This window comes from Geodermatophilus sp. SYSU D00879, from assembly GCF_054050375.1.
On record NZ_JBJGZF010000005.1, the window covers coordinates 112,093 to 126,497 of the forward strand.

Genomic DNA, 14,405 nt, shown 5'->3' on the forward strand with positions numbered 1-14,405 from the left:
GGCTCGGTCTCACCCCGCCCGGACGAGGCCACCCCAGCCGGGAGCCGGTCACGCTCGGGACCTCCCGGTGCCTCCGGTGCACACGGGTGGGAGGGGGTCGCCGTGGTCGAGGTGTCCCGCGAGCGCAGGCAGCGGATCGCGGCCCTCATCGAGCCGCTGCGGGTCCGGCCGGGGAGCACCGTGCACCTGGGCGAGGACTTCGATCCCGGCTACCGGTCGGACCTGGTGCACAAGGAGGACGGCCGGGAACTGCTGCGGTCCGGCATCGCCCTGCTGGCCGAGTACCAGGCCCGGCTCGCCGCCGATCGCACCCACGGGGTGCTCGTCTGCCTGCAGTCGCTCGACGCGGGGGGCAAGGACGGCACGATCCGCCACGTCATGAGCGGGGTGAACCCCCAGGGGGTGCGGGTCAGCTCCTTCAAGGTGCCCTCGTCGGACGAACTCGACCACGACTACCTGTGGCGCTACGCCCGCCGGCTGCCCGCACGCGGCGAGATCGGGATCTTCAACCGGTCGCACTACGAGGAGGTGCTCGTCGTGCGGGTCCACCCGGAGGTCCTGGCACGGCAGCGGCTGCCGGAGGTGGACGGCGGCATCTGGCACCGCCGGTACCGGGAGATCAACGACTGGGAGCGCCATCTCGTCGACAACGGGATCGCGGTGGTGAAGCTGTTCCTGAACCTCTCGAAGGAGGAGCAGCGGACCCGCTTCCTCAAGCGCATCGACGTCCCGGAGCGGAACTGGAAGTTCTCCGCCGCCGACGTCCGCGAGCGGCGGCACTGGGACGACTACCAGCGCGCGTTCTCGCAGATGCTGTCGGCGACCAGCACGGAGTACGCGCCCTGGTACGTCGTCCCGGCCGACCACAAGTGGTTCGCCCGCATCTGCGCCGCGGCGGTGCTGGCACACGCGCTGATCGCACTCGACCCGCGGTACCCGGTCGTCGGCCCCGACGCGCTGCGCGACCTCGCCGAGGCCGGGCGCGAGCTGCAGGCCGAGGCCCCGGACGGCGCGGCCCCCGATCCGTGGGCCGCGAAGCACGACGGGCACGGCGACGGGCGCCGGGGCCACGAACACGCACACGGACACGGGCACGGACACGGGCACGGACACGGGCACGGGCACGGGCACCGGCGCGACGCGGCGGCCGGGACCCCGGCGACGAAGGGCAGGCGGTAGCGCCATGGCCGCACCGGGACGAGGGGACACCGTGCCCGTGGAGGGCCTCCGCCGCGCGGGCACGACCGGCGACCGTGCCTGGTACGCCCGGTCGCCGGCCGACGTCGCCGCGGCCCTCGGCGTCGACCCGGACACCGGGCTCACCTCCGCCGAGGCCGCGCAGCGGCTGAGCGCGGACGGCCCCAACGCGCTCCCCGAGGAGAAACCGCGGCCGGGGTGGCTGCGGTTCCTCGAGGAGTACCGCAGCTACATGCAGGTCATCCTGGTCGCCGCCGCGGTCGTGTCCGCGTTCGTCGCGGAGTGGGGCACCGCCGTCCTCCTCCTGGCGCTCACCGTCCTGAACGCGGTCATCGGGCTCCGGCAGGAGGGGAAGGCCGAGAGCGCTATGGACGCGCTCCGGTCGATGCTCGTGGCCACCGCCCGGGTCCGCCGCGACGGCGACACCGCCGAGATCCCCGCCGACCAGCTCGTCGTCGGCGACGTCGTGCTGCTCGCCGCCGGGGACCAGGTGCCGGCCGACGGCCGCATCGTCGCGGCCAGCGCGCTGCAGGTCGACGAGTCGGCCCTCACCGGCGAGAGCGTGCCCGCCGCCAAGGACGCCCGGACCCTCGACGGGTCCGGGCTCGGTCCGGGCGACCAGACCGACATGGCGTTCATGAACACCCCGGTCACCCACGGCAGCGGCACGATGATCGTGACCGCCACGGGTGCGGACACCGAGCTCGGGAAGATCTCGGCCATGCTCTCGGCCGAGGGCCGCCAGAAGACGCCCCTGACCGCCGAGCTGGACCGGCTCACCCTGTGGATCGCGGCCGCTGCCGGGCTGACGATGGTCGTGATGTTCGCCCTCGGCCGCACCCGCGGCGAGGCGTGGGACGTGCTGTTCGTCAGCGCCGTGGCCCTGGCCATCGCCGCCGTCCCGGAGGCGCTGCCGACGGTGACGCAGATGATCCTGTCGCTCGGCGGGGTAGACCTGGCCAAGCGGAACGCCATCGTCAAGGAGCTCCCGTCCGTCGAGACGCTCGGCTTCACGTCGGCGATCAACTCGGACAAGACCGGCACGCTCACCATGAACCAGATGACGGTCGTCGAGGTCGTCGACGCCGGCGACCGCTGGACGGTCTCCGGCAGCGGCTACGACCTCGGAGGGCGCGTCCACCACGCGGCGGGGACGTCACCGTCGATCGAGGCGGCGATCGTGGCCTACGTCGTCGCGAACGACGCGGAGCTCGTCGACGGCCGCGTCGTCGGGGACCCCACCGAGGGCGCCCTGCTGGTGCTGGCCCACAAGGCCGGCCTCGACGTCGACGCCACCCGGGAGCGGCTGCCCCGGCTGGCCACCCTGCCCTTCGACCCGACGATCAAGCTGATGGCGACGTTCCACGCCACGACCGGACCGGACGGGCGGCCGGTCGTCCGCTGCTTCGTCAAGGGCGCGGCGCCGGCGGTCATGGCGCACGCGACCAGCGCCCTGTCCCCCGCGGGCCCCGTTCCCTGGGACGGGGCGGTGCAGGAACGGGCCGACGCCCACGTGCAGCGGATGGGGCGGGCCGGACGCCGGGTCATGGCCGCGGCCTTCCGGGACCTCGACCCGGCCGGCTTCGACCCGGACGGCGACCTGGCGCGCTACGTCACCGACCTGCAGCTGACCAGCCTGGTCGGGATGGTCGACCCGCCCCGCCCGGAGTCGAAGGCGGCGGTCGAGCGCGCCCAGGCCGCGCACATCCGGGTGCGCATGGTCACCGGGGACGACGTCGTCACCGGCGCGGCCATCGCCGAGCAGCTCGGCATCCCGGGTGAGGCGGTCCTCGGGGAGGACTTCGCCGCCCTCGCGGAGGACGAGCGGCTGTTCCGCATCGAGCGCATCGGCGTCGTCGGCCGGGTCGCGCCGGAGCACAAGGTGCTGCTCGTCGAGACGCTGAAGAAGAAGGGCGACGTCGTCGCGATGACCGGCGACGGCGTCAACGACGCCCCGGCGATCAAGGCGGCCGACATCGGGATCGCGATGGGCAGCGGGACCGACGTCGCCAAGAACGCCGGCCGGATGATCCTGTCCGACGACGACTTCGCCACCATCGTCTTCGCGGTGGAGCAGGGCCGGAAGATCTACGACAACCTGACCAAGTACATCCGCTTCGTCCTCGTCCTGCTCGTCGTCTTCGTCCTGACGTTCCTCGGCGCCAGCCTGTTCGACATCGCCGGCGGGGAGCCGTTCACGCCGGCGCAGGCGTTGTGGATCCACTTCTTCGTGAACGCCGCGTTCGGGCTGGCGCTCGGCTTCGACCGGGAGACCCCGGGCCTGATGGAGGCCCGCCCGCGCTCCCGGGGCGACTCCCTGCTCACCCGGCGGCTGGTGGCGACCGTGGCGCTCACCGGCGTCGTGGTCACCACCGGACTGCTCCTGCTGATCTGGGCCGGGACGACGCCGTTCGGCGGTGTCGAGGTCGCCCAGTCGGTGGCGTTCACGTCGTTCGCGCTGTGCCTGATCGTGGCCGCCCTGGAGTGCCGGAGCGAGACGCAGACGGTGCTGACCACGGCGACCTTCGACAGCAAGCAGCTGAACTGGACGCTGCTGGGCGAGTTCGTCCTCGCCGTGCTGGTGACCCAGATGGAGGTCTTCAACCGGCTGCTGGACACGACGCCCGTCACGCTGGCCCAGTTCGGGTGGGCGCTGGTGCCGGCCCTCGTGCTGCTGGTCGTCTGGGAGCTGGGCAAGGTCGTCGCGCGGCGGGTCGAGGCGCGCGGCCGGCGACCGGCCGAGCGGCCCCGCGCGGTGCGGCAGCCCCCGCCCGTGGTCCCCGAGCCCCGGCGGCCCGTGTCGCCGCGCGGCGCGTCCGTCCCGGGCCCGCGCGGCCGGTCGTGAGGACCGCCCGCGTCGCCAGCCGGTCCACCCGGCCGCGCACCCTGCGCGCACCCCGCGGCCGGCCCCCGGTCAGGACGGCTACAGCTGCGCGGCCAGCCGGCGGGCCAGCTCGCGGGCCTCGGCGCGGGCCCGGTCCGCCCGGTCGGCCCCGGCCCGGTCGGCCCCGGTCCGCTCGGTCCCGGTCCCGGGGGACGCGGCGCCCGGGGCGGACCCGGGCGGTGCGTCCGGCCCGGGCAGGGAGGTGGCCAGGCGGACGGCGAACCCCGTCGGGGTGCGGGAGGTCTCGACGGTGTCGCAGGCCTGCCGGGCCATCCACAGGCCCGCTCCGGCCGGTGACGTGCCGGCGTCGCGGGGCAGGAAGCCGGCCAGCGGGTCGTCGAAGCCGTCCCCGCTGTCGGTGACGGTGCACTCCAGCCGGGTCGGCGTCGTCCACACCCGGACGGCGACCGGCGGCGTGCCGTGCCGGAAGGCGTTGCCCAGCACCTCCGTGACCGCGGCGGCGAACCGGTCGTACGGCTGCGCCTGCCCGTCCGCCCCGTCCAGCGCGGCCCGCACGTGCGCGCGCAGTTCCGGCAGCCGGCCCGGGTCGGTCAGGTCGGCCAGGACGAGGGTGGGCGGGCCGTCCGGGGCCGCGGGCGCCGGGCCCGCGGCGTACCGGCGCAGCACGGTCGCGGGCTCGACGTGGCGGTTCCCGGGCACGAGCCCGCCGGGGGTCAGCCGCAGCGGATGGGTCTCCTCCACCCCGTCCCGCACGACGTCGGAGACCTCGCGCCGGTCGTAGACGCACAGGGCGGTCAGCGGGAGCGGGGCCAGCGCCAGGTTGAGGGCCGCCTCGTAGCGGTGCCACTCCGCCCACCGCTGCGGGTCGGGGGGAACGGCGGCGACCAGCCGGACCCGCGGGGCACCGGCGGCGGTGCAGCGGTGCACGAGCCGGCGCCAGGCGGCCAGCGCGCGGGCACAGCCGGTCCAGACGTCCCGGGCCGGCAGCCGGAGGACGCGGTCCTCGCCGCCGGCCGCCCGGGCCAGGAGGGCGTCACGCTCCTCCCCGCAGGCGAGCACCACCGCGTCGCCGGCGGCCAGCCCGTCGGCGAGGAACGGCGCCGCCGCCGCGCGCAGCTCGTCCACGGAGTCGTACAGCAGCGCGGCGTGCAGCAGGTCCACTCCGGTGCCGGAGGTCATGGCCGGCCCGTCAGCACGTGCACGCCCGGCAGCTCGTCGACCTCCATGAGCCGCAGGATGAGCTCGACCGGCGGCTGGGGGGCGACGAGCAGGACGTGGCCGCCGGCCAGCCGGAACGGGAGCGTCGCGTCCTCCAGCCGCCAGCAGGAACCGGCGTCCAGGTGGGTCACGTCGGCCAGGTCCAGCCACAGCACCCGCGACGCGGCCCGGCTCGCCGCGGCCAGCACGGCCTCGAAGACGTCGGTGTTCGTGCCGTCGACCTCACCGTGCAGGGCCAGCCCGTCCAGGTCCCGGGTCGTGGCGAAGGTCGCCTCGTGCATCCCGGACCGGTGGACGGCGAGCACCTCCTCCAGCCGCGGGCCGGCCGTGCCCGCGTGCGGGTACTGGCACAGCGTGTGCACCGGCCGGGTGCAGACCAGCTCGTCCATCCGCTGCTCGACGAGCCGGTGCGCGGCCGGTGGGAGAGCGGTCAGCCAGGCGCGCTCCTCGGCCGCCATCCACACCCCGGCGAAGCCCTCGGCCAGCGCGCGGTCCACCGCGGCGGCGTGGCCCTCGGCGGCGTAGAAGTCCACGGCCGGCAGCACGGCGAGCCGCCCTTCCCGCACGGCCGCGGCCGCGTCGACGCCCCGTGCGTCCAGCGCGGCGACCAGCGAGTCCTCCGGCCGCGGCGGCGGCCCGGTGCAGACGACCTTGTCGCCCAGGTCCAGGCCGCGGCGGATCCAGGCAGTCAGACCGGTCAGCTGTTCGTCCTCGGTCCGGTGCAGCTGCAGGACGTGCTCGCCGCGCCCGGTGCCGGGGATCTCCCCGACGACGCCCACGGATGAACGCTACGCGCGGCAGGTGCAGCACGCAGGGCAGGCCGGGCCGTCCGTCCGGGTGCCCGTGGGCGCGGGCGTCGGCGGAGGCGAGGAGACCGGACCGAGCCGCCTAGCCACCCGCGTCCTCGCCGGCGCCGTCCCTCCCCGGTGCCGCGGCCGCCCGCCGTCCGCGGAGCCGCCCGGACCTGGCCGCACGCCGCCCGGCGTGCTCGGCTCCCGCCGCGCCGGCCAGCAGGGTCCTGGCCCACCGGCGCGCGGGGTCCTGACCCACGAGCACGGCCTGGAGGAACAGCGTGAGCGGGATGGCGAGGATCGCCCCCACCGGGCCGAGGACGACGGTCCACAGGATCACGGACAGGAAGGTCAGGGTCACCGAGAGCCTGACCACGTCACCGACGACCATCGGCTGGATCAACGACTGCAGGACGAAGTTGGCCACGGTGTAGACGACCACCACGAGCAGTGCCGTGCCGGGTCCGCCCACCAGGAGCGCGAGGATCGTCGGCGGGGCCAGGCCGAGGAAGAACCCGATGTTCGGGACGTAGTTGGTCAGGAACGACAGCAGTCCCCACAGCAGAGGGAGCGGGATGCCGAGGACGACGAGGGCGATCGTGTCGACGACGGCCACGGCGAGGCCGAAGACGGTGGTCACGACCACGTAGCGCCGGGTGTTCCGGGCGAACTCGCCCAGGGCCTCGTGCAGGCGTGCCGTGCCGGGCACCTCGGCCAGGCGCTCGGGCACCCCGGCCGCCTCGGCGGTCATGAACACGACCGTCGCCATCACCAGGAACAGCGCAGCCAGGGACCCGGCGACGCCCGACAGCACGTCGCCCAGGGCCGCGGTGACCGCCTCGGGCCCGACCGAGCGCAGTGCCTGTTCCACCTGCTCCGGGCCGACGCCCCACCCGGCCAGGGTGGAGCGCAGCCCGTCCAGGAGCTCCTGCCACTCCGCGGAGTACTCCGGCAGCACGGTCGCCAGCTGGCCGAGGGAGACCGCGAGGGCGAGCGCGAAGGCGACGAGCCCCCCGTCGACGACGAGCACGGCCACCGCGACCGCGAGCCCCCGCCGCATCCCGCGGTGCACCAGCGCACCGATCAGCGGGTGGGCCACGACGGTGAGGACGAACGCCAGGGCGACGGGCCCCAGGATCCCGCGGAGGGCGTGGACACCCCAGAGCGCGACGGCGGTACCGGCCACGCCGAGGACGACGGTCAGCCACAGCGGTCGGTCGCGTCGGCCCGGGGCCCCGGACCCCCCGTCCTCCGCGGTCATCGGGCCTCCGGGGTCGAACGGCGTCGTGGGACGCCGACGGTAGGGAGCGGCCCGGGAGGTCGCCTCACCTCCGGCGGGTGATGCGGGGAGCCGCAGCAGCACGCCCGGCCTCGCGAGGACGCGCCCGTGACGACCGCACGCGAGGGACGTACGGGCTGCGGAGCCGTTGCCGGGAACGGCGTCGCCCGCACCGTCCCGGCACGTCCTCGGGCCCGGCGGATCGGGCATGATCCCCGGACGTGCCGACCCTCCGGATCACCCAGGACGACGCCGCCGACGACCTGCTCGGCCGCGACCCGCTCGCCCTCGTCCTCGGCATGCTGTTCGACCAGCAGTTCCCGATGGAGCGCGCCTTCGCCGGCCCGCGGCTGCTCGCCGACCGCATGGGCGTGGACACGCTCTCGGCGGCCGCCATCGCCGACGCCGACCCCGACCGGCTGCTCGCCTGGTTCCAGGGGCCGCCGGCCGTGCACCGCTACCCGGGCTCGATGGCCCAGCGCGCCCAGGCGCTGTGCCGGCTGCTGGTGGACCGCTACGACGGCCGGGCCGAGGGCCTGTGGGACGGCGTCCCGGACGGCGCCACGCTGCTGCGCCGGGTCGGCGAGCTGCCCGGCTTCGGCGCGCAGAAGGCGAAGATCCTCGTCGCGCTGCTCGGCAAGCAGTACGGCGTGACCCCGCCGGGGTGGCGCGAGGCGGCCGGCTCCTACGGCGAGGAGGGGTCGCGCCGGTCGGTCGCCGACATCACCGGCCCGGAGTCGCTCGCCGAGGTCAGGGCCGCGAAGCAGGCCGCCAAGAAGGCGGCGAAGAAGGCGGCGGAGCAGGCGGCGGAGCAGGCCGCCGGGTAGGCGGCGGGGAGTCCGCCGCGACACGCTGGATGTGGCCCGGGATCGTCCGCGGAGGTACCTGCGCAGCCCCTGTCCCGGTGGCACCATGGGTGGCCGGACCGGGGATCCCGGGGTCGGCCAGCAGGGACCGGTCCCGGCCGTGAGGCGACAGCGCCGGCCCCCGGTCCAGCGGAGGGGATGGGTGTCCGTGGCCTCGAGCCAGCAGTCCGCACGACCCCGCCGGTCGGAGCCGGTGCTGATCACCCAGGCCGAGCCGAGCCTGGCCGAGCAGCACGCGGCCCGGAAGAAGCGGTACGTCCTGACCATGGCCGTGCGCGCCGTCGCCCTGGTGCTGGCCGCGGCGACCTACCAGATCCTGTGGCTGGCGATCGTGTTCGCCGTCCTGGGCACCGTGCTGCCGTGGATCGCCGTCGTCATGGCCAACGACCGGCCGCCGAAGAAGAAGCTCGACGCCCACCGCTACAGGCCGCCGCAGCCCGACCGGATCCTCGACGACCCGGCCCGCCGGCGGCGCGCCATCGAGGGCGGCACCGTCATCGAGGGCTGAGCCCGCCGGTCCTCAGCGCGCCCCCGCGCGGCCGACCACCTCGGCGGCGCGCGCCAGCCCCGCGTCCAGCGCGGCGGCCGGGTCGGTGTCCGGCGCGCCCAGCCACACCGCGAGCAGCCCCGCGGTGAACGCGTCCCCGGCGCCGGTGGTGTCCACGACCCGGGCCGGGTGCGCCGGGCGGTGCAGCACCGCGCCCCCGGCCGCCCACAGCGCGCCGTCGGCCCCGAGGGTGACCGCGACCGCGCCGTGCCGGGCGGCCAGCGCCCGCGCGGCGTCGGCGACGTCCGCGCACCCCGACAGCAGCCGCGCCTCGTCGGCGTTGGGCAGCAGCAGGTCGACGCCGGCGGTGTCGGCCAGCCACCGGTCCACGCCGTACGCCGTGAGCGGGCCGGAGGAGGCCGGGTCCAGCGACACCGTGCAGCCGGCCGCCCGGGCCGCGGCCAGCGCCGCGAGCCCGGCCGCGCGGGGACGCTCGTCGAGCAGCGTGTAGCCCGACAGGTGCAGGTGGGCGCCGGGCACCGGCGGCGGGACGTCGCCGGGCCGCAGGTCCAGGTTGGCGCCGCGGTCGGCGAGCATGCTCCGCTGCCCGTCCGGCTCGACCAGGCTGACGATCGTCCCGCTGGCCGCGCCGGGCACGGTCCGCACCGCCAGGCCCACCCCGGCGGCGGCGAGCTCGGCCACCAGCGCCGCGCCGGCCGGGTCGTCGCCCACGCACCCGGCGAGGGTGACCGGGACCCCGAGCGCGACCAGGTGCACGGCGACGTTGGCCCCGGCCCCGCCCCCGCGGGTGCGGATGGCGGCCGGCCGGTCCGAGCCAGGCGCCGGCCCGCCGGACAGGACGGCGACGACGTCGGTGGCCAGGTCGCCGACGACGACGACCGGGCGGGTGCTCAGCGGGCCACGGCGGCCAGCGCGGCCGCGATCCGCCCCGCGAGCTCCGCGTTGCGCAGCACCAGCCGCACGTTCACCGCGAGCGTGGCGCCCTCGCTGGCCCGGTGCAGGTGGTCGAGCACGAACGGCGTCACCGCCTTGCCGCGCACCCCGGCGGCCTCCGCGGCGGCCAGGGCGTCGGCGATCACCCGGGCGTGCAGCTCGGGGTCCAGCTGCTCGTCGGCCGGCAGCGGGTTGGCCACGACGACCGCGCCCGGCGCCACCTCGCGCCGCGCGGCGAGCACCGCGGCCGCCTGCTCGGGGGACTCGACCGCCCAGTCCACCTGGGCGCCGGAGTCGGCGACGTAGAAGCCGGGGAAGGTGCGGGTGCCGTAGCCGACGACGGTGACCGACAGGCTCTCCAGCCGCTCCAGCGTCGCCGGGACGTCGAGGATGGACTTCACGCCGGCGCAGACCACGGCCAGCGACGTGCGCGACAGCGCGGTGAGGTCCGCGGACTCGTCGAAGGTCTCGGCCGACTGCCGGTGCACCCCGCCCAGGCCGCCGGTGGCGAAGACGCCGATCCCCGCGGCCTCGGCCAGCAGCGCGGTGCTCGAGACGGTGGTGGCACCGGACAGGCCGAGCGCGGCGGCCACCGGCAGGTCCCGGACGCCGAGCTTGGCCAGGTCGGGGTCGGCGCACACCCGGTCGACCTGCCCGGCCGTCAGGCCCACGTGCGGCACGCCGTCGAGCACCGCGATCGTGGCCGGCACCGCGCCGCCGGCCCGCACGGCCGCCTCGACGTCGTCGGCGGCGGCGCGGTTGTCCGGCCGCGGCAGGCCGTGCGCGAGCAGCGTGCTCTCCAGCGCGACGACGGGGGCGCCGGCGTCGAGCGCCTCGGCCACCTCGGGGGAGAGGGTCAGGGGTGCGGCGGCGGCATGGCGGGGCTCGGTGCGGGGAGCGTCGGCAGGCACCCTGCCATCATGGTGGGCAGGGCGGTCGCGCCCGGCCACCACCTCCGCCGGAGGACGCCGGGGCGCCTGCGCAGGAGACGTCCCCGAGCCTAGGAGAGACCGTGAGCAACACCGACCTGCTCGAGAAGCCCGACGTCCGTGACTCGGACACCGGCAACGCCAACGAGGTCTTCCACTACGTCCGCAAGAACAAGATCGCCGAGAGCGCCGTCATGGGCACGCTGGTCGAGGCGCTGTGCGGCGAGGTGTTCCCGGTGACCAAGTCGCCCAAGCCCGGCAGCCCCGTCTGCCCGGCCTGCAAGGAGATCTACGAGCAGCTCCGCAAGGACTGACGCGGGACCTCGTCCCGTCCGGCTGCCCGGTGGCCCCGTCGACGGGCCCGCCGTGAGCTCGCGAACGGTGGGGAGGACGGGGTTCTTCGTCTAACGCAGGCCGAGGCGCTTCGCCTCGGCCTCGAGCTCGGCGGCGCGGCGGCGCTGCGCCCGGCGGGTGTGCCGGCGCAGCGGCGCCGGCCAGCGCTCCTGGAGGGTCGCGTTGAGCTCGGCGCCGAGCAGCACCGCCATCCCGAAGAAGAACAGGAACAGCAGCGCCGCGATCGGGGTGGCCAGCGCCCCGTAGGGCAGCGCGGCGACGAGGATGTCGGACACGTACAGCCGCAGCACCGTCGCCGCCACCATGAAGAAGCCCACGGCCAGCAGCGTCCCCGGCAGGTGCCGCCGCCATGGCAGCCGCCGCGGCAGGACCACGTGGTAGAAGCTCGTCAGCGCGAGCAGCAGGCCGATGACCACCAGCGGCCAGTAGACGGCGTTGATCAGCACCGTCGCCGTCTCGTGCCAGTCCTGCGGGAGCAGCCCGACCAGCACCCCGCGGCCGAGCACCAGCAGCGGCAGGCAGACCACCGCGAGCACCAGGCCGACGACGAACAGCCACAGCGCCATGAGCCGGGTGGCGATCGGGCCGCGGACGTCGCGCTGGTCGTAGGCGATGACGATCGTGTTCATGAACGTCGCCGTCGCCGAGGACCCGGCCCACAGGGTGATCAGGAAGCCCAGGCTGACGACGTCGAGCCGGCCCGAGGTCAGGATGTCGTTGAGGGTGGGCCGCACCAGCGAGTCGACGACGTCGGCGGTGAGTACCTCGCTGGAGGCGTTGACGAGGGTGTCCTCGACGGTCTGCACCGACCGCGCGCCGATCCAGTCACCGAGGAAGCCCAGCGAGCCCAGCAGGGCGATCAGCAGCGGCGGCACCGAGAGGATCTGCCAGAACGCCGCCTCGCCGGACAGGCCGAGGATGCGGTCCTGCCAGGCCTTGGCCACGGTGCGGCCGAGCACCTGCAGCGGCACCCGGACCACCGGCGGCCAGTGGTCGAGGCGGCCCGGGGCCGGGAGGTCGGCGCGGCTGGCGCCGGCGGGGGGCGGGGCGGCCGCGGGGACGTGCGCGTCCTCCGCGGCCCCGCCGGTGCGGGACCGCCCGCCGGCCCGCACGGTGCTCACCAGGCCAGTGTGCACGCCCGGCGCCCGTCCCCGCCGCCGACGGGGCGGGGACGGGCGCCGGTGGGCCCGATCGGGGAGCGGGTCAGGCCGTGGGCTCCGCCGGCGGCGTGCCGCCGTCGGGCGGGGGCGCGGCCGGGTCGGCAGCCGGCGGCGGGGCGACGCAGCGGATGACCGCCTCGGCCGCGTAGCTGGTCTCGAACGTCTCCCGCTTGATCTCCGAGCCGCTCTGCAGGTCGCGGAACACCCGGGTCACGGTGACGTCGAAGCCCTGCACGCCGGACTGCGAGATGCAGTCGCCGTCGTCGACCTTCTCCTGCACCGCCGGCTGCCGGTAGTTCGTCCGCGGGCCCTCGATCGCCTCGATCTCGTAGCGCCGCGTCCCGTAGAAGGTCACCGTGATCGACCCGCCGGAGGCCCCGGGGGTCCACCGGGTGTCGACGAAGATCCCGGTGTCGGAGTCGTTGCGCCACTGCAGGTCGATCTGGCCCTCGTACACCGTGGCCTCGCGGCCGGCGGGGTAGCGGCTGATGTAGAAGCTGTGCGGCTTGTGGTAGACGTCCTCGAGGCCGGCGAAGAAGACGGCGTTGAACATCGTGGTGGCGAACTGGCTGATCCCGCCGCCGACCGCCGTCGACAGCTCGCCGCCGCTGATCACGTTGGCCGGCACGTAGCCCTGCGCGGTGCCGCGCGGGCCGGTGTGGGTGTTGAGGCTGAACGTCTCGCCGGGCAGCACCAGCGCGCCGTCGACCTCCTCGGCCACCGTCCGGATGTTGGTGGCGCTGGCGTTATTCGTCGTCGTGGTCGTGAAGGAGCTGACCTCCTCGACGATGCCGAGCGCCTGCGCCTCCTCGGTGGTCAGCTCGGCCGGCACCGGGCCCAGCTGCGCGGTGACCGTGCGCGGCGCCGGGGCGTCCAGCACCTCGAGCAGCTGGCCGGACAGCGCCTGCGGGTCGACGCCGGTGCCGTCGACCGACGGCACGACCTGCACGCCGTCGCCCACGACCTCGAAGCGGGCGTCCTGGGCCGGCTCGCCGAAGGCGGTGAGCTCCTCGGCCGTCGCCGACTGCAGCGCGGCCGGGTCGACGGCGACGGCGAGCTCGCCGCCGTCCTGCGGGGTGAACGTCAGGGACGCCGCGATCGCCTCGACCGGGATCTCGACCGAGGTGCCGCCGTCCTGGCTGGTCACCGTGACCGGCGCGGCGAGCGCGGGGGTGACGGTCTCGTCCAGGACGCGCTGCGCCTCCTCGGTGCCCACCCGGACCGGCTCGACGTCGACCGGCAGCTCGATCGGCGTCCCCGGGTCGCCGCCGGCGGCCAGCGCCGCGGTGATCGCCTCGGCGGCGCCCTCGCGGTCCAGCGTCCGGCCGTCCACCGGCTCGACCAGGGTCGGCGTGGTGCCCTCGATCGCGATGGTCGCGTCGACCGGCACCCGGTCCACCTGGGTGGCGATGGTGTCGACCTGGGCGGCCAGCGCGGTGTCCTCGCCGGTGATGACCGGGTCGACCTCACGCTCGGTGAACAGCGAGACCAGGCGGGTCCAGGGGTTCAGCGGCTGGTCGTCGGCGGCGTCGACGGTCGCGTCCACGTCGAGGGTGATGCCGGCGGTCGCGGGGGAGAGGGTGGCCTCGACGTCGTCGGCGACGACGACGTGGTCGGCGGCGACCCGCGGGGCGAGGTCCCGCTCCAGCTCGTCAGCGGCGGCCGCGGGGGACAGGCCGCCGACCTCGACGCCGGCCACCACGGTGTTGCGAGGCACGTCGTCGCCGGCCACCAGCACGTCGGCGCCCCAGGCCAGCCCGAGGACGGCGAGCAGGCCGACGGGGGCCAGCACGGCGGGCCGCCGCCAGCCCGGGCGGCGGGAGCCCGCGGGCGGCTCCCCGGGACCGCCGGGGTCCGGGGAGCCGCCGGAGCCGGGCGGGGGGACGGGGGGAGCGGCGGGCGGCTGCGGGGCCGGCGGGTCGGCCGGGACGGCGGCGTCGCCGAGGACGACGGTGTCCGAGGCGTCCCCGGCGGGGGCTCCCGGAGCGGCGGGCCTGCCCAGCTCGACCGGCTCGGTGGTCCGCTGCCCGGCCTCCGGTGCAGCCGGGCCGCCGGTCAGCGCGACGGTGTCGTGGACCGGGTCCGGCGCGGGCGTGTCGCCGGCGTCCGCGGCGGGCTGCTCCGGCGGGGCGGCGGGGGCGGCGGCCGGCGGAGGGGGTGCGTCGGGGCCCACAGGACCGCGGTCGCGGGGGACCGGGCGGGTGTCGTCGGACAGGTCCGCGTGCGCGTCGGTGTCCGCCTGGGGGGCGGTGCCGGTCGACGGGGACGAGGCAGGGGGCTGCGGCATCGGGGGTTCCTCGGGTCGCCGTCGACCGGGGGTCCCCG

At 76.1% G+C, this 14,405-nt stretch carries 12 protein-coding genes; 5 read left to right on the forward strand and 7 right to left on the reverse strand.

Annotated elements, in window-relative coordinates:
- Nucleotides 1-102 precede the first annotated feature (102 nt).
- Both ACI79B_RS09185 and ACI79B_RS09190 read left to right on the forward strand, forming a co-directional pair.
- Nucleotides 103-1,179: a polyphosphate kinase 2 family protein gene (locus tag ACI79B_RS09185; RefSeq protein ID WP_456928680.1), complete on the forward strand. Its 1,077-nt coding sequence runs from the start codon at nucleotides 103-105 to the stop codon at nucleotides 1,177-1,179.
- 31 nt (nucleotides 1,180-1,210) lie between these two features.
- Entirely contained in the window at nucleotides 1,211-4,042 is a 2,832-nt protein-coding gene (locus ACI79B_RS09190) for a cation-translocating P-type ATPase (protein WP_456928679.1), read from the forward strand.
- Between the two features lie 78 nt (nucleotides 4,043-4,120).
- Here the strand turns inward: ACI79B_RS09190 and ACI79B_RS09195 are convergent, their stop codons facing one another.
- The 3 genes from ACI79B_RS09195 to ACI79B_RS09205 all read right to left on the reverse strand — a co-directional run bounded on the left by ACI79B_RS09195 (nucleotide 4,121) and on the right by ACI79B_RS09205 (nucleotide 7,312).
- The gene (locus ACI79B_RS09195) at nucleotides 4,121-5,221 is read right to left on the reverse strand and encodes an anti-sigma factor RsbA family regulatory protein (RefSeq protein WP_456928678.1); all 1,101 of its coding nucleotides are present in this window, start codon (nucleotides 5,219-5,221) and stop codon (nucleotides 4,121-4,123) included.
- Nucleotides 5,218-6,039, reverse strand: a complete 822-nt coding sequence (locus ACI79B_RS09200) for an MEDS domain-containing protein (protein ID WP_456928677.1) — start codon at nucleotides 6,037-6,039, stop codon at nucleotides 5,218-5,220. The genes ACI79B_RS09195 and ACI79B_RS09200 overlap by 4 nt, the downstream gene beginning before the upstream one ends.
- Nucleotides 6,040-6,148: 109 nt before the next feature.
- Nucleotides 6,149-7,312, reverse strand: a complete 1,164-nt coding sequence (locus ACI79B_RS09205) for an AI-2E family transporter (protein ID WP_456928676.1) — start codon at nucleotides 7,310-7,312, stop codon at nucleotides 6,149-6,151.
- A gap of 239 nt (nucleotides 7,313-7,551) precedes the next feature.
- On the opposite strand from ACI79B_RS09205, the gene ACI79B_RS09210 reads away from it, so the two are divergent.
- A complete protein-coding gene (locus ACI79B_RS09210; protein WP_456928675.1) occupies nucleotides 7,552-8,157 on the forward strand; it encodes an HhH-GPD-type base excision DNA repair protein in 606 nt (201 codons plus the stop codon).
- A 187-nt stretch (nucleotides 8,158-8,344) separates the two neighbouring features.
- Nucleotides 8,345-8,704, forward strand: a complete 360-nt coding sequence (locus ACI79B_RS09215; protein WP_456928674.1) for a DUF3099 domain-containing protein — start codon at nucleotides 8,345-8,347, stop codon at nucleotides 8,702-8,704.
- A 12-nt stretch (nucleotides 8,705-8,716) separates the two neighbouring features.
- On the opposite strand, the gene ACI79B_RS09220 is transcribed toward ACI79B_RS09215, so the two are convergent.
- Together ACI79B_RS09220 and ACI79B_RS09225 are read right to left on the reverse strand one after the other, a co-directional pair.
- A complete protein-coding gene (locus ACI79B_RS09220) occupies nucleotides 8,717-9,598 on the reverse strand; it encodes a carbohydrate kinase family protein (RefSeq protein ID WP_456928707.1) in 882 nt (293 codons plus the stop codon).
- Entirely contained in the window at nucleotides 9,595-10,548 is a 954-nt protein-coding gene (locus tag ACI79B_RS09225; protein WP_456928673.1) for a pseudouridine-5'-phosphate glycosidase, read from the reverse strand. The genes ACI79B_RS09220 and ACI79B_RS09225 overlap by 4 nt, the downstream gene beginning before the upstream one ends.
- A gap of 101 nt (nucleotides 10,549-10,649) precedes the next feature.
- On the opposite strand from ACI79B_RS09225, the gene ACI79B_RS09230 reads away from it, so the two are divergent.
- Nucleotides 10,650-10,880 (forward strand): DUF3039 domain-containing protein, encoded by a 231-nt coding sequence (locus ACI79B_RS09230; RefSeq protein WP_456928672.1) that lies wholly within the window; start codon nucleotides 10,650-10,652, stop codon nucleotides 10,878-10,880.
- A 90-nt stretch (nucleotides 10,881-10,970) separates the two neighbouring features.
- Here the strand turns inward: ACI79B_RS09230 and ACI79B_RS09235 are convergent, their stop codons facing one another.
- Nucleotides 10,971-12,041: a YihY/virulence factor BrkB family protein gene (locus ACI79B_RS09235; protein WP_456928671.1), complete on the reverse strand. Its 1,071-nt coding sequence runs from the start codon at nucleotides 12,039-12,041 to the stop codon at nucleotides 10,971-10,973.
- An 82-nt stretch (nucleotides 12,042-12,123) separates the two neighbouring features.
- The gene (locus ACI79B_RS09240; protein WP_456928670.1) at nucleotides 12,124-14,367 is read right to left on the reverse strand and encodes a VanW family protein; all 2,244 of its coding nucleotides are present in this window, start codon (nucleotides 14,365-14,367) and stop codon (nucleotides 12,124-12,126) included.
- Nucleotides 14,368-14,405: the final 38 nt, after the last annotated feature.